This window comes from Pseudomonas acericola (SeqCode), from assembly GCF_053456465.1.
Window position 1 is genome coordinate 139,885 of record NZ_JBRFJB010000003.1, and the last position, 16,249, is coordinate 156,133.

The 16,249-nt window shown below is 62.6% G+C and carries 14 protein-coding genes; 7 read left to right on the plus strand and 7 right to left on the minus strand.

Annotated elements, in window-relative coordinates:
- Nucleotides 1-83 precede the first annotated feature (83 nt).
- The 4 genes from ACU688_RS12610 to ACU688_RS12625 all read left to right on the plus strand — a co-directional run bounded on the left by ACU688_RS12610 (nt 84) and on the right by ACU688_RS12625 (nt 2,918).
- Nucleotides 84-1,013 carry a LysR family transcriptional regulator gene (locus ACU688_RS12610; protein ID WP_448184965.1) on the plus strand — a complete coding sequence of 310 codons (930 nt, stop codon included), beginning with the start codon at nt 84-86 and terminating at the stop codon, nt 1,011-1,013.
- A 135-nt stretch (nt 1,014-1,148) separates the two neighbouring features.
- Entirely contained in the window at nt 1,149-1,655 is a 507-nt protein-coding gene (locus ACU688_RS12615; RefSeq protein ID WP_026137138.1) for a sigma-70 family RNA polymerase sigma factor, read from the plus strand.
- Nucleotides 1,652-2,554, plus strand: coding sequence for a FecR domain-containing protein (locus ACU688_RS12620; protein ID WP_448184966.1), 903 nt, complete (start codon nt 1,652-1,654; stop codon nt 2,552-2,554). Before ACU688_RS12615 ends, ACU688_RS12620 begins: the two co-directional genes overlap by 4 nt.
- A gap of 148 nt (nt 2,555-2,702) precedes the next feature.
- A complete protein-coding gene (locus ACU688_RS12625) occupies nt 2,703-2,918 on the plus strand; it encodes a TOBE domain-containing protein (RefSeq protein ID WP_003173733.1) in 216 nt (71 codons plus the stop codon).
- Between the two features lie 45 nt (nt 2,919-2,963).
- On the opposite strand, the gene ACU688_RS12630 is transcribed toward ACU688_RS12625, so the two are convergent.
- Both ACU688_RS12630 and ACU688_RS12635 read right to left on the minus strand, forming a co-directional pair.
- Entirely contained in the window at nt 2,964-7,391 is a 4,428-nt protein-coding gene (locus tag ACU688_RS12630; protein WP_448184967.1) for a dermonecrotic toxin domain-containing protein, read from the minus strand.
- A gap of 87 nt (nt 7,392-7,478) precedes the next feature.
- Nucleotides 7,479-8,624: a MalY/PatB family protein gene (locus ACU688_RS12635; protein ID WP_448184968.1), complete on the minus strand. Its 1,146-nt coding sequence runs from the start codon at nt 8,622-8,624 to the stop codon at nt 7,479-7,481.
- Between the two features lie 165 nt (nt 8,625-8,789).
- Between ACU688_RS12635 and ggt the strand changes: the two genes are divergently transcribed.
- Nucleotides 8,790-10,514, plus strand: a complete 1,725-nt coding sequence (gene ggt / locus ACU688_RS12640; protein WP_448184969.1) for a gamma-glutamyltransferase — start codon at nt 8,790-8,792, stop codon at nt 10,512-10,514.
- 123 nt (nt 10,515-10,637) lie between these two features.
- On the opposite strand, the gene ACU688_RS12645 is transcribed toward ggt, so the two are convergent.
- The 3 genes from ACU688_RS12645 to ACU688_RS12655 all read right to left on the minus strand — a co-directional run bounded on the left by ACU688_RS12645 (nt 10,638) and on the right by ACU688_RS12655 (nt 13,565).
- Entirely contained in the window at nt 10,638-11,162 is a 525-nt protein-coding gene (locus ACU688_RS12645; RefSeq protein WP_448184970.1) for an AAA family ATPase, read from the minus strand.
- Nucleotides 11,159-11,722 carry a nicotinamide riboside transporter PnuC gene (pnuC, locus tag ACU688_RS12650; RefSeq protein WP_448184971.1) on the minus strand — a complete coding sequence of 188 codons (564 nt, stop codon included), beginning with the start codon at nt 11,720-11,722 and terminating at the stop codon, nt 11,159-11,161. The genes ACU688_RS12645 and pnuC overlap by 4 nt, the downstream gene beginning before the upstream one ends.
- Nucleotides 11,723-11,930: 208 nt before the next feature.
- Nucleotides 11,931-13,565 (minus strand): methyl-accepting chemotaxis protein, encoded by a 1,635-nt coding sequence (locus ACU688_RS12655; protein ID WP_448184972.1) that lies wholly within the window; start codon nt 13,563-13,565, stop codon nt 11,931-11,933.
- Between the two features lie 196 nt (nt 13,566-13,761).
- Between ACU688_RS12655 and ACU688_RS12660 the strand changes: the two genes are divergently transcribed.
- Nucleotides 13,762-14,592 carry an undecaprenyl-diphosphate phosphatase gene (locus tag ACU688_RS12660; RefSeq protein ID WP_448184973.1) on the plus strand — a complete coding sequence of 277 codons (831 nt, stop codon included), beginning with the start codon at nt 13,762-13,764 and terminating at the stop codon, nt 14,590-14,592.
- Nucleotides 14,589-14,972: a DUF1294 domain-containing protein gene (locus ACU688_RS12665; RefSeq protein ID WP_448184974.1), complete on the plus strand. Its 384-nt coding sequence runs from the start codon at nt 14,589-14,591 to the stop codon at nt 14,970-14,972. The genes ACU688_RS12660 and ACU688_RS12665 overlap by 4 nt, the downstream gene beginning before the upstream one ends.
- Here the strand turns inward: ACU688_RS12665 and ACU688_RS12670 are convergent.
- On the minus strand, nt 14,961-15,317 hold the full coding sequence (locus tag ACU688_RS12670; RefSeq protein ID WP_448184975.1) for an MmcQ/YjbR family DNA-binding protein: 357 nt from the start codon (nt 15,315-15,317) through the stop codon (nt 14,961-14,963). The genes ACU688_RS12665 and ACU688_RS12670 overlap by 12 nt on opposite strands.
- Nucleotides 15,314-16,222: a LysR substrate-binding domain-containing protein gene (locus ACU688_RS12675; protein ID WP_448184976.1), complete on the minus strand. Its 909-nt coding sequence runs from the start codon at nt 16,220-16,222 to the stop codon at nt 15,314-15,316. The genes ACU688_RS12670 and ACU688_RS12675 overlap by 4 nt, the downstream gene beginning before the upstream one ends.
- Between the last annotated feature and the right edge of the window lie 27 nt (nt 16,223-16,249).

The window sequence follows — 16,249 nt, forward strand, 5'->3', positions numbered from 1 at the left end:
ACTGTACGGCGGCCGAGCAATGCGCTACAAATCGAATCTCGCTTACAAGTGATAACCTCAGGGTATCGATAAGAAAGGTGAAAATGCGTAGTCCCAGCCTGTTCAACCGTTTGCGCTACAAGCACCTGCATATGCTGGTGGCCCTCAGTTCCAGCCAGAACCTGCATCGGGCGTCCCAGGCCCTGAACATGTCGCAACCGGCGGCCACGCGCATGTTGCGCGAGATCGAGGACATGTTTGGCTGCGACCTGTTCGAGCGCCTGCCACGGGGCATGCGCCCCACGGCCTTGGGCCTGGAGTTGATCCGCTTTGCCGAATCGGCCCTGAGTGGCCTTGACCGTTGCGCCGAAGACTTGATGGCGCGCCAGCAGGGCGGTTATGGCTACCTGTCCATCGGCACCATCATGGGCGCCGCGCCAGACCTGGTGATGGACTGCATCGCGCAGATCAAGTCACTCAACCCGCAGCTGCGCATCCGCATCATGGGGGACACCAGCGACCAGGTGATCCAACTGCTGGAGCAGGGCCGCATCGACCTGGCCATCACCCGTCGCAACGCCGCCACCGACAGTGAGCACTACAGCTTCGAGCCCTTGGGCAACGAGCGCATGCTGGTGGTGGTGCACGCCGGCCACCCGCTGGCCCAGCGTGAGCATGTGGCGCTGGCGGAATTGGTGCGCGACTGGCCGTGGATTTTGCAACCGCAAACCAGCCCGGCGCGGATCGGCTTTGATCAGGCGCTGCAAGACCTGGCCTTGCCGAGCCCGGCGGACATCATTGAATGCAGCTCGGTGTATTCCATGCAGCAGCTGATCCAGTTGACTGACGCGGTGATGGTGTTGTCGGAAAGCGCCCTGCGCGACTACCTGAAAATGGGCCTGGTGGTGGCCCTGCCGGTGGCGCTGGATGTGCGCCTGGCGCCGTTTGGCCTGTTGTTGCGCAAGGGCGAAGGGGTGGGGCGCGAGTTGGCGTTGTTTATTGACTTGCTGCGGCAAAAGGCGGCGTTGTTGTAGGACGCGGAGCGTCCGGGGCGGCATTCCCACGCGGAGCGTGGGAACGATCAGTTGAAAAGATCGTGGTGTGGCGCAGCGATATTAAATAGAATGAATCTCATTTGAGATGTAATCGCGCCGCGCAGGTTGCTTGCCATGAATGATGTTGTCGCCCCCGAACTGACGCTGTCGAGCCTATACCGCGACCACCGCAGTTGGCTGGAAAGCTGGCTGCGCCGGCGCCTGGGCAATGCCTGGGATGCGGCGGACCTGAGCCAGGACACGTTTCTGCGGGTGCTCGCCAGTGCCCAGCCGATAGCGCAGATGCAGGAGCCCCGGGCGTATCTGGTGACGGTAGGCAAGCGATTGCTGGTCAACTTTCATCAGCGCCGCAGCCTGGAACAGGCCTATCTGAATGCGCTCGCCAGCTTGCCTGAGGCGTGCGTGCCGTCCCCCGAGCAACGCTGGTTGCTGCTGGAAACCCTGCAAGCCCTGGATGAATTGCTCGATGGTTTGCCCGTGCTGGTGCGCCGCGCGTTTTTGTGGAGCCAGCTGGAAGGCTTGGGTTATCGCGAGATCGCCGAGCGCCTCGACGTATCCGAACGCACGGTGAAACGCTACATGGCGCAAGCCTACGAACACTGCCTGCTGGTGGAGCTGTGAGCCGCGATGTCGCCCGTGCGGCGGCGCAGTGGCTGGCGCTGCTGGAGTCCGGCACCGCCACCGAGGGTGATCACGCCGCGTTGCAACACTGGCGCGACAGCCACCCGCAGCACGAACAGACCTGGCAAAAAGCCCAGACCTTGCGCCAGCGCTTCGGCGGCTTGCCCCAGGCGTTGGCGATGGCCAGCCTTGACCGCCCGCAACCGGGCCGGCGTGCCGTGCTCAAGCGTGCGCTGGGTGTGGCGGCGTTGCTGCCGACGGCGTGGCTGATCAGCCGCCAGTTGCCCATCGACGTGTGGCGCTCCGACCTGCACACCGCCACGGGCGAGCGTAAGCGCATGGCGCTGGCCGACGGCGCCAGCCTGCAGCTCAATACCGCCAGCGCCGTGGATGTAGCGTCACGGCATATCCGGTTGGTGGAAGGCGAACTGGCGTTGAACGTGCCGGGTCCGGGCGCGATGACGGTACAGACCCGTTATGGCGAACTTCAGGTCAGCCGGGCTGAAGTGTGCGTCCGGCAACTCGCCTCGGGCTGCCGGGTGTCGGTGCTCAAGGGCGCCGTGCAGGTACGCGACCTCAACGGGCAGTTGGCGACGTTGCACAGTGGCCAGCAAGCGCCATTGACCGCCAGCGGCCTCGGCGCCTGGTTGCCATTTGATGTGCTGCAACTGGGCTGGCGCGACGGCGTGCTGACCGCACAGGACCAAGGGTTGGGGGATTTCCTGCGTGAGCTGGAGCGCTATCGCCCTGGCGTGCTGCGCTGGGAGCCGCGCCTGGAAGCGTTGCGGGTGACCGGCAGTTTTCGCCTGGATGACACGGACCGCATCCTCAACCTGCTGGCGTCGACCCTGGGCTTCAAGGTGCAGGCGCGCACGCGGTATTGGGTCACCCTCAGTTGAGTCCTGTGCTGGGGCCACGGGCACTCTCTATATATCTATAAGATATAAACAAAGAGTTATTTATTCCTTTTAAGTTTTTGCCCGCTGCGGCATCTTGAGGACCTGCGCATTCGTGCGGATTGACCCAACAGCCAAAAGGAAAGCCGACATGACCATTAAAGCGATCAACGTGCGCAACCAGTTCAAGGGCGTGATCAAGGAAATCCTGCTGGGGGAAGTGGTGTCCGAAATCGACGTGCAAACCGCGTCCGGCATTGTCACTTCGGTGATCACCACGCGCTCGGTACGGGATCTGGAATTGAAAGTGGGCAGCGAAGTGATTGCCTTTGTGAAGTCCACCGAAGTGTCCATCGCCAAGCTGTAAAGGATGGCCCCCGCGCACAGGCGGGGGCATTTGCAGCGGCGTTTATCAGTCGATGCGTTCAAAGATCTGTTTGACCATTGCTGCACTGAACACGCCTTTGCCGGTGCCGTCGATCAGGGTGAACGTGCCATCGGCGTTGACCTGCACCCCTGACGAGCTGGCAATGCTCACGGAAACGCCGGGGCGCTCTTCAAGCAGTGCTTTGAGCGGTTGTTGACCGTGGAAGGTTTGCCCGATCACCGTGGCCATGCCTTGGGTGGACTGGGTATCGACACCACCCACCAGGATCACCTTGCCGCCATTTTTCAATGAGTCTTGCAGCGTATCCAGCACGCGGCGGGTGCTGCCATCCAACAAACCAAACTCCAGGTTGCTGCCGGTCAGGTGCATCAGTGTGCGCGTCTGATAAATGCTGCCGTTCCAGTCGGTGAGGACGGCAAGGGCCGAGCAGTCGCTCAAGCTGCGGGTAGACAAGGCGGCGTTGCCTTCGCTCAGGGTGGTCGACTCGCCCATGGCGACAAAGTGGGGGGCGGCGCTGGTTGGTGGGCGCGGCAAGCCGTAGGGGCGCTTCGGCTGGTCGATGAGGGTGTCCAACCACTCAGGGTCCAGTGGGTTCATATTTGCGTTGGTGCCGGATCGAATCTTCAAGCCGGCCTTGTCCCACGCCACCAGGGTGTTTTTTAGCTGCTGCGTGTACTCGGCGGCGGGGCAGGCGATACCGGCCCAGGGATCGACAATCCACGCATCAGCCCAGGCGGCTTCAGCGAAATCCACTGTGCCACTGACCCCACCGCTGGGGCCACCGACCACGGTGAACGAGTGCGCGTCGCCCGCGCCCCATTCGTAGGCGCGGCCGCCACTTTTGTTGATGATGTCCTTGGACAGCAAGGCCATTTCGCCGCAGTTGCCCGCGCCGGTTTTCATAATTAGATCCCCGGCGTTGGGCGCGCGCAGGTTGGCGGTGCGCAGCAACCATTCGCGGGTCATGTGTGCCGCATCGGCCCTGGCCAGGTCGGCCGGCGAGCGCACCAGGTTGCCCGGCCCGAGGCCCGTGATGGTGAGGGCTTGGTCCACCGAGGCCTTGGCCTTTTCGGCATAGAACTGGTTCTGCTGTTTGGTTGGCCAACTGGAAAAATCCGCCGGTTTTTCCAGCGGCAGAACCTTGTTGGGGCGCAAGGCAATGTCCGGGGCGCGGATGGCACTGGCGCGTTGCAGTTGGTAGACCACTTCGCGTTGTTGTTCGTCGGTCATGCCTTTGCAGGCTTGCTTCAATTGATCGAGGTCGGCTTTGGCATAGCCGGCCTTTTCCAGTTGGCTGTAGGCCTCCTTGAGTGTGGGCAGCGCGACCAGTTCTGCATCCAGGCTTTGAGCGCCTTTGTACAGGCTCATGAACGCGCGATAGTCCTGCACCATTGGCAAGTCCCGCACGCTGCACTTGTGAAAGGTCAACTCACCCATGTGCGCTTTGCCCAGCGGCGCGAAGTAGAATTCGGCAGTGTCAGCCTCGATCACCAGGTACTGGCGCGCCTCTCGCGTAATGACCACGCCTCGCAGCTGGCGCTGGTCGTCACTGACGTTGCTGATCTTGTTCAGTTTGACCACGCGGGTCTGTTGCGCGAACGGCCCCGTCGGCTCGCCGGATGAGAAGCCAAAGCCCGGTTCCTTGACCAGCGCGCCGCGTATGCGGTTTTTGTAGGTGATGGGCTCGGTGCGGGCGACGGGTATCAGTTGAGCGCCGGTTTCGCCGTCGATCATTTTGTACAGGCGTTTTTCGTAGACCACCTGGCGTTCCTTGTTGAACAGGCCAACCTTGGCCGGGAATAGCCGCACATGTTCCAGAGCCTGCAGCTGCGCCGCGTCGCCGGGCAGGTCGGCGATGAGTTTGGCAAAGCACTCGGCGTTGATACCGCGCCGGACTCGGCTCCCCGTGGCGGGCGCCGGGCAAATCGCCTCGACATCCTCAAGGGGCGCGGCGGTATAGCCCGATTTCAGCTCAGTCAGCTCGCCGGGCTTGGCGTTTTGATAGCGGTAGACGGTGTCGCCGTCCACCAGGTCGTAGCCGTTGCTGCGGGGCAGGGTGTAGGCGCTGTCGCTGACGGGGTGGTCGAGGACCTGGGCCTGGCGGCCATCGGCGAACACCTCCTGGCGCAGCGGTTGGGTGATGGGGGCTTCAAACACCTCTTCCTCGGCGATGCCGCCGCCGAGGGAGAACAGGGTGTTGAGCGCTCCGTCCAGGGCGCTTGATGCGCCTTGTTGGCGCTCAGCCTGGGTGTCGCCAGAAACGGCTTTCTCTGTGCCCAATGCGGTTTGCGCCACCCCGACAGCGACGGCGGCGCCGACGACGATGGGCTCGCCGATCAACGCGAAGTTGGCCATCAGGCCGGCCGCTGCTGTCAGGTCGTTGAGCCAGGTGTCACGGGTGACTTCGCTGTTGGATTTGATCACCACATCCGCATCGCCGGTCATGCGTCGCCGCGTGGTGTTGTTGATCACGCTGAACACATCGGCCTCGATCAGCAGGCGCCCGCTGTCGATGACCACGCCTTCCTGGTGGCTCCAATAGTCGTTGCCCAGGTACTTGAGGGCGCTGTCCACGCCTTTGCGCGAATGCCGGTCGCCACTGATGAACGAGGCGAAATCGCTCCAGAAACCCACGTCTTCATCCTGGCGGTCCCTAAGGGAAAAGTGCGAAGCCAAGGCCTTGCGCTTGTCGGGGTCGCTGCCCTGCGCCTTGACCCATTCATCCAGTTCAACGATGGACGCGAACCGCAAAAAGGCCGGGGCATGGCCGGGCACATAGAGGATTTGCGTGGTGTGATCGGCCGCGCTGAACCGCAGGATATCGGTGGACGCACGGCCGTTGATATCCAGCAGGTGAGCCCTGACGACGCCCTTGACCGGTGCGCTGTGGCGCAGTTGTTCGAGGGTCAGCGGTTGGTTTTCATCCAGCGGCAGATTGGCCACGGCTTTCATCACCAGGTGATAGTCGTCGCGGGTGAACCTGTGCTCGGCGGGCAGGGTTTTGCCGGCAAGTGCGTAGGCCTTGAGCTGTTGGCGCGCCTGGCTGACAAACTCGCCCTTGAGGGAGGCACGGTAGTCCTCGCCATGGTCTTGCCAAAAGGTTTTCTGCTTTTGGCTGATGAGCCCCTGGAAATCGGTTTTCCAGGCCGCGTGCATCACATCCGAGGGCAGCAGGGGGAACTGATTGTGCGCACCATAGCCGCCTTTGGTGCTTTGCCCAGCGCCTACGGTGTACAGGCCGGACTGTGAATCAAGGTTGCCGGGCAACCAGTCGTCTTCGCTGAAGTTACTCAGCAACGCATCCGGCAATTTCTGCGAGCGCCACGGCTCTTGAATCGTCCACTCCCAGCCGTTGAGGGTGGTTGCGGTATTGCCGCCGCCTTGGAAACGATTCAGATAGACCGTGTCGGCGTCCACGTGGTTGCCGGTCAGTTTGAAGATAATCCCTTCGGCCCATTTCTTGGCCTCTTCGCGCACCTTGGGCAGTGCGGTGTGGGTCTTGCGCAACAGCGCGGTGTAGCGGTTCTTTTCACGCTGCGCGCGGGCCTGTTCGAGGGGGCTGTCGCGCAGCGTCCGAATCATCCCTTGCAAGGCCTCCAGGGTCTTTGGCAGCGCAGCGCCGGACGCCGTGATGAAATGCGCGGCACTGACCTTGGGTTGGAATGCGCCGGGGTGTGCCTGCGCAAAAGTGGAACCCGGATGCACGTCGATTTTAAGGGCACTCAAGTCCCGTGCCAGAACCTCTGGCGCAACAGCCGTCGGCAGCTTGGCCCTCAGGCGCGTGAGGTGGCCGAGCAGGGTGTGGCGGTCGTGGATATCGCCGACGATGCGTTGTTGCTCCGCCAGGGCTGTATCCCCGCGCTGCGGGTCGGTACGGGAGATGCTGTTGAATGACTGGAGGCCGTCGGGTGGCGCCGATGGGTTGATTGCGTAGAAGCGCAATACATCATGGAAATGCGCAACGTTGTAGGGCTTGTGTGGGTAGTCCAGAAAACGCCCGCTGGACGGCGGCCAGAACCCCAGCGTCCGCACGGCCTGGATCAATGGTCCGGCCACGGCGGCGAAGCCGGAGTCGTCCTCCAGGGAAAACTGCTGGGGCTGACTGTTGATAAATACGTGCAGGGTGTTGTTGCTGGGGTCGAACCGCACCGTCGAGGGTGAAACGTTCCGGTCCTTCATCCAGCGCTGGAAGTCCGGGTGACGCAGGGCGCTGTCCAGTTGATTCAGCCACACGCCCAGGGTGGATTCGGGCGGGATGTCGAACACGGAATTGGGACCGGACGGCGGGTGGTGAAAGGGCGCTGGGCCAATACTGTGTGCCAGCTCTTGGTCGCCTTCGACCCTTGGATCACGTTGCGTGGTATAGATCGGGAGGTTGGCAGGCACGTCACCGGCAAAGGATTCGATGACGTACTGCGGGGCTGGGGCGATGTTGCGGACCGATAACGGCATGGAATGACTGACTCCGCGAAGGTTTGCGAGACACAAAAGGGGGCGCCCTCTGTGTATCGAAAACCGGTTTCGCGGTTCCGGCCGATTTCAGCGGTTTTGTAAGCAACGTTCCATGCGCTGCACGCCTTCTTCCAGCAGCGCCCGTGGGCAGCCGAAGTTCAGGCGCACGAATTGCTGGCTGTCATCGCCGAATTCGATCCCGGCGCTCAAGCCGACCTTGGCTTGTTCGAGGAAGAACTGCTGCGGGTCTTCCAGGCCCAAGGCGCTGCAATCCAACCAAGCCAGGAAAGTGCCTTGGGGCGCATGCATGACCACGCCGGGCAAGCGGGTTTGCACGGCATCGAGCAGGTAGTCGCGGTTGGCTTGCAGATACTGTTTCAGCGCTTCCAGCCATTCGCCGCACTGGCTGTAGGCGGCGCGGGTGGCTTCCAGGCCCAGGGGGCTGACGCTGTCGACCATGCCGCAACGGGCGTTGTTGAAGCGTTCGCGGATCTCGGCGTTCTGGATCACCGCAAAGCAGGTCTTCAAGCCGGCGACGTTATACGCCTTGCTCGCCGACATCAGCGTGATAGTGCGATCGGCAATCTCTGCGCTGAGGCTGGCGGTGGGGATGTGGCGGCGACCGTCGAAGCACAACTCGGCGTGGATTTCGTCGCTGATGATCAACGCACCCTGTTCCAGGCACGCGTTGGCCACGGCCAGCAACTCTTCACGGGGGAAGACTTTGCCCATCGGGTTGTGCGGGTTGCTCAGCAGCAGCGCGCCGGCGCCGGCGAGTGCATCGCGCATGGCAGGCAGCGGGGTCAGGTATTCGCCGTTTTTCAGTTCGAACGGCACTTCGATTTTCGGCAGGTTCCAGTGCCCCGGCGCCAGGCGGATCGGGCGGTAGTTGGGGGTTTGCAACACCACCGGCTGGCCCGGTTGCACAAAGGCATGCAGGGCCATGTTGAAGCCCGGCTCGACGCCCGGCAGGAACAGCAAGTCTTCGGGCTGCACGCGCCAGGCGTACTTGGCCCACAGGTCGGCGACGATGGCTTCGCGCACATCCGGGCCGGCCACGCTGTAGCCGAGGATCTGCTGGTCGAGGCGCTCGCGCAGGGCCTGTAACACGGCGGGCGGTGCGGCGATGTCCATGTCGGCGATCCACATCGGCAGGACGTCGGCCGGGTAACGGTTCCACTTGGTACTGCCGGTACCGAGGCGGGGGTGGATCGTGTCGAAATCAAAACTCATGGCGGGCTCGTCAGGGCGGCTGGCGGGAAGTGGCGCGAAATATACCATGGGCTTTTCCGTGGCCGTTCTGTGACCGACAAGTTCTGTAATAAAAACGCCATGGTGCTGGGGATTAAATCTACGGCGGGCTATTTTGGTGCATCTCAATAACCAGAGTAGCCATGGATGAAATACCAACCCTTCAGCCGTACCTTGATTGCCACCGCGTTGGTGTTGACGGTCAGCGGTGTGCAAGCTGCGTCCCAGGCCCCGGTGGCCGGTGAAAATGGCATGGTGGTCACCGCCCAGCATTTGGCCACCCATGTCGGCGTGGATGTGCTCAAGGCCGGCGGCAACGCCGTGGACGCGGCCGTGGCCGTGGGTTATGCGCTGGCGGTGGTGTACCCGGCAGCGGGCAACCTCGGCGGCGGCGGTTTCATGACCGTGCAGTTGGCGGACGGGCGCAAGACCTTCCTCGACTTCCGCGAAAAAGCCCCACTGGCGGCCACCGCCAACATGTACCTGGATAAAGACGGCAATGTCATTGAAGGCCTGAGCGCCAAGGGCCACCTGGCCGTCGGCGTGCCGGGCACCGTCTCGGGCATGGAACTGGCCCTGAGCAAATACGGCACCCTCAAGCGCGCCCAGGTGATTGCCCCGGCGATCAAGCTGGCGGAAAACGGCTTTGCCCTGGAGCAGGGCGATATCGACCTGCTGCACACCGCCACCGGCGAGTTTGAAAAAGACCAGGACATGCGCGGAATCTTCCTGCACAACGGCCAGCCGATGCAGGTTGGCCAGAAACTGGTGCAGAAAGACCTGGCCAAGACCCTCAAGGAAATCTCGGCCAAGGGCAGCGACGGTTTCTATAAAGGCTGGGTAGCCAAGGCGCTGGTGGATTCCAGCCAGGCCGGCAAAGGCATCATCACCCAGGCCGACCTCGACAAGTACAAGACCCGCGAACTGGCGCCCATCGAGTGCGATTACCGTGGCTACCACGTGGTCTCGGCGCCGCCGCCGAGCTCCGGTGGCGTGGTGATCTGCCAGATCATGAATATCCTCGAAGGCTACCCGATGGCCGACCTCGGTTATCACTCGGCCCAGGGCCTGCACTACCAGATCGAAGCCATGCGCCACGCCTACGTGGACCGCAACAGCTACCTTGGCGACCCGGACTTCGTGCAGAACCCCATCGCCCACCTGCTGGACAAGGACTACGCCGCCAAGCTGCGCGCCGCCATCGAGCCGCAAAAGGCCGGGGATTCCCAGGCGATCAAGCCGGGCGTCTCGCCCCATGAAGGCAACAACACCACCCACTATTCCATCGTCGACAAGTGGGGCAACGCGGTCTCCGTCACCTACACCCTCAACGACTGGTTCGGTGCGGGCGTGATGGCCAGCAAGACCGGGGTGATCCTCAACGACGAAATGGACGACTTCACCGTCAAGGTCGGCGTGCCGAACATGTACGGGCTGGTGCAGGGTGAGGCCAATGCGATTGCACCGGGCAAGGCGCCGCTGTCGTCGATGAGCCCGACCATCGTGACCAAGGACGGCAAGGCAGTGATGGTGGTGGGCACGCCGGGTGGCAGTCGCATCATTACCGCGACGTTGCTGACGATCCTGAACGTCATCGACTACAAGATGAACATCCAGGAAGCCGTGGACGCGCCGCGTTTCCACCAGCAGTGGATGCCGGAGACCACCAATCTTGAAACGTTTGCGGTGAGCCCGGATACCCAGAAGATCCTCGAAAGCTGGGGCCATAAGTTTGCCGGGCCGCAGGATGCCAACCACTTGGCGGCGATCCTGGTGGGTGCGCCGTCGCTGGGGGGCAAGCCGGTGGGGAATAACCGGTTCTATGGGGCCAATGATCCGCGTCGTAACACAGGCCTGTCCTTGGGTTATTGATAACCCTGTGGGAGCGGGCTTGCCCGCGATGGCGGTGTGTCAGCCAAAGATGTATTCACTGGCCCACCGCAATCGCGGGCAAGCCCGCTCCCACATAAGCCTGCTCCTACAGTGAGGGCAGTGTTAGGGCTGGAGCAGGTGTTCGACTGCTGAAAACGCCGCCCGCCGGCGTTCTTCCCAATCCCCGCGAATCACCCGCACAGGCTGTCGATGCGCCCGCATCCACTCCAGGCTACCCTGGAAAAACGCCTGTCGATCCGCCAACTGCGGCTGGCAACGCTGCCCATCAGCCGTCCACTCCACATCATCCGGCGACAACAGCAAGTGCAGGTCGTAGTGACGGGCCAGCAGTTCGCTGTCGAGCCAGGCCGGGTAGTCGCCGAACAGGACCTGGCTCCAGAGTTTGTTGGTGAGCAAATGCGTATCGAGGATCAGCAGGCGCGGCTGTTGCGCGCGGGCGGCATCTTCCCAGGCCAGTTGGCCGTGGGCGATGGCCGGGATGTCGGCCAGGGTGGTGTCGCGTTGATGATGGTCGATGAAGTGGCGCACGTATTCGCCGACCATCAGGCCACCGAAATGCGCGTGCAGTTCTGCCGCTAGCCAACTTTTACCGCTGGATTCGGGACCGGCCAATACCACTACTTTCATGATTGCAACGCCGGGTCGGCGCGCCACTCTCGCCAGCCTTGCACGGCGATCACGGTGAACAAGGCGTAGAGCGCGGCGGTGAGATACAGGCCTTTATAGAGGAACAGGCCGACGAAGATCACATCCACGGCGATCCACAGCGGCCAGCATTGCACGCGTTTTTGCGCCATCCACAGCTGCGCCACCAGGCTGAAACCGGTGAGGGCGGCGTCGAGCCAGGGTTGTGCGGCGTCGGTCCAGTGGGCCATGGCGGCGCCCAGCAGCAGGCTGCCCACGGCGCCTATCGCCAAGCTGGTGACAATGGCCGGCACGCCAAGGCTGGTGACCTGGCGGCCTTGCTTGACCTCGCCGGCGCGGGTCCACTGCCACCAGCCGTACAGCTGCAACACGGCGTAGACCACTTGCAGGAGCATGTCGGAATAGAGTTTTACGTCGTAGAACACCCAGGTGTAGAGCAGCACCATGATCAGGCCAATGGGCCAGCACCAAGGGTTTTGTTTGACCGTCAGCCAGACAGCGATCACCCCCAGGGCGGCGGCGAACAGTTCAAGCCCGGACATGGCGGTTCCTTGGAGGAGTGGGAGAGGGCGGGGATTGTAACCAGAGGCGTGCAATCTACAAAACACTGAGCACTGTCTGTGGGAGCTGGGCTTGTGTGGGAGCTGGCTTGCCTGCGATGGCATCACCCTGGTCTGGCTGAAAGACCGAGGTGTCTGCATCGCAGGCAAGCCAGCTCCCACATGAGCCAGGTCCCACGATAGAACGGTGTTAGACCTTGAACTGACGCAGCAGGCCGTCGAGCTGTTCGCTTAGGCCGCGCAAATGCGTGCTCGCCACACTCGACTGCTGCGCCGCCAACGCCGTGCTGTGGGACAAGCCCGCCGCCTGGGTGACGTTCTGGTTGATGTCTTCCACCACATGAGCCTGTTGCAGCGTGGCGCTGGCAATCGACGCGTTCAAGCCATTGAGATTGCGCAACGCCTGGCCGATGGCCGTGAGGCTGGCCCCGGCCTGGCCGGCTTGTTCGATGGTCAGTTGCGAGGCGCTGTGGCTGTCGCTGATCACCTTGACCGCCGCTTCCGAGTGCCCTTGCAGGCGTTCGATCATGCCCTGGATCTCGGCGGTGGATTTTTGCGTGCGCTGGGCCAGCAGCCGCACTTCATCGGCCACCACGGCAAACCCTCGGCCTTGTTCGCCGGCACGGGCGGCTTCGATCGCGGCGTTCAGGGCCAGCAGGTTGGTCTGGTCGGCGATGGAGCGGATCACTTCGAGCACGCTGCCGATCTGGGTACTTTCCGCAGACAGCGTGCGCATCACCTCGACCGCCTGGCTGATGGTGCCGGAGAGTTGGTCGATTTGCTGCAAGCTGCCGTCGATGTTGACCTGGCCTTGCTGCGCCTGGGCCTGGGCGTCGCGCATTTCGCTGGCGGCGTGTTCGGCGTTCTTGGCCACGTCCTGCACGCCGTAGGTGACTTCGTTGATGGCGGTGGCGACCAACTCCATCTGCTGGGACTGCTGCTGGCTGCGGTCATGGGCCTGGGTGGCGTTGCTGCCCAGCTCGGTGGATGACTGGCCCAGGGCGTTGGCGCACACCTGCAACTGGCTGACCACCAGGCGCAACTTGGCGGTGAAGCTGTTGAAGTGTTGCGACAGTTGAGTCACTTCGTCGTGGCCGTGGGTGTCGAGGCTGCGGGTCAGGTCGCTTTCGCCGCTGGCGATGTTGCCCATGGCGTTCACCGCCGCTTGCAGCGGGCGCACGATGCTGCGGGCGATCAGCGCCACCAGCAAGGCCATCACCACCGCAATGATCAGGCCGATCACCGAGGCTTTCCACACTTGGCCAGTGAACTCGGCCTGCACATCATCCACGTACACGCCCGAGCCGATGATCCAGCCCCAGGGTTCGAACAGTTGGATGTACGAGGTTTTCGCCACCGGCGCATCGGCGCCCGGCTTTGGCCAGCGGTAGTTGACGATGCCGGCGCCCTTGGCCTTGGCCAGGATCACGAATTCGTTGAACACCGCAAAACCGTCCGGGTCGCGAATGGCCGAGAGGTTCTGGCCGTCCAGCTTGGGGTTGGCCGGGTGCATGATCATCACCGGCGTGAGGTCGTTGATCCAGAAGTAGTCGTCATGGTCGTAGCGCAGGCCACGCACCACGCTCAAGGCCTGCTTCTGCGCGGCGTCGCGGGTGAGGGCGCCGGTTTTCTCGAGGTTCTGGTAGTAGGCCAGCACGCCGCTGGCGGTCTGCACCACATGTTGGGTCTGCTGGCGTTTGGCCTGGTAGAGGTCGCCATGGATCTGCTTGAGCATCAACAGGCCCAAGGTCAACAACATCAACACGGCGACTATCAGGATCAGCCAGAGCCGGCGGCTGATCGACATGCTGCGCAAACTGTTCATCGTCCTGTCACTCCGTGTTTTTTATAATTGTGGGCGCTGCATCGACTTTTACGCCTTGTCTGATAGGCTTTCGGCCTGTAATCGGAAAACCTGAGTACTGCCTGATTTTTCACGGGTTTTTGATACGCCCGGCGTCAGTGAACCACTTAAAAAAGACTATCGAGGCCTGCCCCGCGCAGGACCTTTTGGGGGATGAATGGATTTTTGGACCGCCATACAGGCATTGATTCTTGGCGTAGTGGAGGGGTTGACGGAGTTCCTGCCGATTTCCAGCACCGGCCACCAGATTATTGTCGCCGACCTGATCGGCTTCGGCGGCGAGCGCTTTGAAGCGTTCAACATCATTATTCAATTGGGCGCGATCCTCGCCGTGGTCTGGGAATTCCGGCGCAAGATCCTTGACGTGGTCATCGGCCTGCCGACGCAGCGCAAGGCCCAGCGTTTCACGGTGAACCTGATCATCGCGGTATTGCCGGCGGTGGTGCTGGGGGTGATTTTTGCCGACCTGATCAAACACTATCTGTTCAACCCGATCACCGTGGCGACGGCCTTGGTGGTGGGCGGTGTGATCATGTTGTGGGCGGAGCGGCGGCAACATGCGGTGCACGCCGAGACGGTCGATGACATCACCTGGAAAGACGCGCTCAAGGTCGGCCTGGCCCAGTGCCTGGCGATGATCCCGGGCACGTCCCGTTCCGGCGCGACGATTATCGGCGGCCTGTTGTTTGGCCTGTCGCGCAAGACCGCCACGGAGTTCTCGTTCTTCCTGGCCATGCCGACGATGGTCGGTGCGGCGCTGTACTCGGGCTACAAATACCGCGACCTGTTCCAGCCCGCCGACCTGCCGGTGTTTGCCATCGGCTTTGTGACCTCGTTCATCTTCGCGATGATTGCGGTCAAGGCCTTGCTCAAGTTCATCGCCAGCCACAGCTATGCAGCGTTTGCCTGGTATCGCATCGCGTTCGGCCTGGTGATCCTGGCGACCTGGCAGTTCGGTTGGATCGACTGGTCTGCGGTCAAGCCATGAACATCCAGCACCCACGCTTGAAGGCGGCGATTTTCCTGCTGTTGTGCGCCGCGCCGCTGCTGGGCTCGGTGCTGCTGTGGCATCGCGGCGAGACGGTGCTGCCGCTGGCGGCGTACGGCGTGGTCAGCGTGTTGGCGTTCTTTTTGTACTGGCGCGACAAGCGCCAGGCGCAGACCGAGGGCCGGCGCACCCCGGAAAACATCCTGCACGCCGTCGAACTGGCAGGCGGTTGGCCGGGGGCGTTGCTTGCCCAGCAAGTGTTCCGGCACAAGACGCGCAAGGTGTCTTACCAGGTGCTGTTCTGGGCGATTGTGCTGCTGCATCAGGTGTTCTGGCTGGACCAACTGTTCCTGGGCGGCACCTTGCTTTCAATCCTCTAGCCGCAAGCCGATCTGCGTGCGCTTGGGCAGTTTGCTCACCACCAGTTGGTGGGAGCGCTGCAACAAGCCACGCAGCTCCTCCGCGCCGAGCGGGTAGGGCGTGTTCATGATGATCCACTGCGCGCGCGCCAGGTACGGCGCCGGGTGGATGCCGGGGCGATCGACGTGGCCGAGGAACAGATCCTTGTCGACCTTGAACGCCAGCGACTCACCGCGCAGGTTTTGCAGGGCGAACATCTTGTTGCCGGCAATCGAAAACACCCGCACGCCGCCCCATTTGTAGTCCTCGCGAGCGCCGGGCAGGCTCAGGCAGTAGCTCGCGACTTGCTCTTCGGTGATCTTCATAGCAGACGGTCTCCGCAACCTTTGAAGCCTTCTTCCAAATAGTCGATCCAGGCCCGAATGGCCGGCAACACACCACGCCGATGGGGGTACACGGCTTGCAGCCAACCACCCGGCAATGACCATTGCGGCAGCAGTTGCACCAGGCGACCGCTGGCCAGTTCCTCTTCGCAATACATCATCGGCAGCACGGTAAAGCCCAGGCCCATGATTGCGCTGGCCTTGCGCACGATAAAGTCGTCGATGCCCAGGCGCGCCTCCATCACCAGCTCGTGGGGGTTGCCCTCGGGGTCGAGAATGCGTTGATGGACCATGCGGTCCGGTTCCAGCGCACCGAGTATGGGCAGTTGCTTGAGGTCGTCGAGGCTGTTGATCTGCTTGCCGTGGACAAAGGCCGGGCTGGCCACCAGCACGGTCTGGGCCTGGCGCAGGCGCTTGGTCACCAGCAGCGGATCTTCATCTCCCAGCTCGCGCACGCGCAGGGCCACGTCGATGCCTTCGGCCACCAGGTCGACGCGGCGGTTGACCAAGGTCATTTCCAGTTGCACATGGGGATGGGCGGCGAGAAACCCGGCCACCAGTTCCGGCAGGATGTGCTGGGCCATGCCCACCGGGCAACTGACCCGCAGCCGTCCACGGGCTTCGCTGGACATGCTGGCCACGGCCTCGTCGGCCATCTCGGCTTCCAGCAGCATGGCCTGGCAATGACGCAGGTAGCGTTCGCCGACGGCGGTGAGGGTCAATTGCCGCGTGGTGCGTTGCAGCAGGCGGGCACCCAGGCGGTCTTCCAGCTCGGCAATACGCCGCGACAGCCGCGACTTGGGAATCCCCAGCAGCCGGCCGGCGGCCGCGAAACCGCCGGCTTCGACGACTTTGGCGAAATAGTAGAGGTCGTTGAGGTCTTGCATGATCGGCCTATTGTCCTGTCAGTGGGA

What these genes read in the sequence shown, in the direction of transcription:
- ACU688_RS12610 (WP_448184965.1), top strand. Translation starts at nt 84, where the DNA reads ATGCGTAGTCCCAGCCTGTTCAACCGTTTGCGCTACAAGCACCTGCAT.
- ACU688_RS12615 (WP_026137138.1), top strand. Translation starts at nt 1,149, where the DNA reads ATGAATGATGTTGTCGCCCCCGAACTGACGCTGTCGAGCCTATACCGC.
- ACU688_RS12625 (WP_003173733.1), top strand. Translation starts at nt 2,703, where the DNA reads ATGACCATTAAAGCGATCAACGTGCGCAACCAGTTCAAGGGCGTGATC.
- ACU688_RS12630 (WP_448184967.1), bottom strand. Translation starts at nt 7,391, where the DNA reads ATGCCGTTATCGGTCCGCAACATCGCCCCAGCCCCGCAGTACGTCATC.
- ACU688_RS12635 (WP_448184968.1), bottom strand. Translation starts at nt 8,624, where the DNA reads ATGAGTTTTGATTTCGACACGATCCACCCCCGCCTCGGTACCGGCAGT.
- ggt (WP_448184969.1), top strand. Translation starts at nt 8,790, where the DNA reads ATGAAATACCAACCCTTCAGCCGTACCTTGATTGCCACCGCGTTGGTG.
- ACU688_RS12645 (WP_448184970.1), bottom strand. Translation starts at nt 11,162, where the DNA reads ATGAAAGTAGTGGTATTGGCCGGTCCCGAATCCAGCGGTAAAAGTTGG.
- pnuC (WP_448184971.1), bottom strand. Translation starts at nt 11,722, where the DNA reads ATGTCCGGGCTTGAACTGTTCGCCGCCGCCCTGGGGGTGATCGCTGTC.
- ACU688_RS12655 (WP_448184972.1), bottom strand. Translation starts at nt 13,565, where the DNA reads ATGAACAGTTTGCGCAGCATGTCGATCAGCCGCCGGCTCTGGCTGATC.
- ACU688_RS12660 (WP_448184973.1), top strand. Translation starts at nt 13,762, where the DNA reads ATGGATTTTTGGACCGCCATACAGGCATTGATTCTTGGCGTAGTGGAG.
- ACU688_RS12665 (WP_448184974.1), top strand. Translation starts at nt 14,589, where the DNA reads ATGAACATCCAGCACCCACGCTTGAAGGCGGCGATTTTCCTGCTGTTG.
- ACU688_RS12670 (WP_448184975.1), bottom strand. Translation starts at nt 15,317, where the DNA reads ATGAAGATCACCGAAGAGCAAGTCGCGAGCTACTGCCTGAGCCTGCCC.
- ACU688_RS12675 (WP_448184976.1), bottom strand. Translation starts at nt 16,222, where the DNA reads ATGCAAGACCTCAACGACCTCTACTATTTCGCCAAAGTCGTCGAAGCC.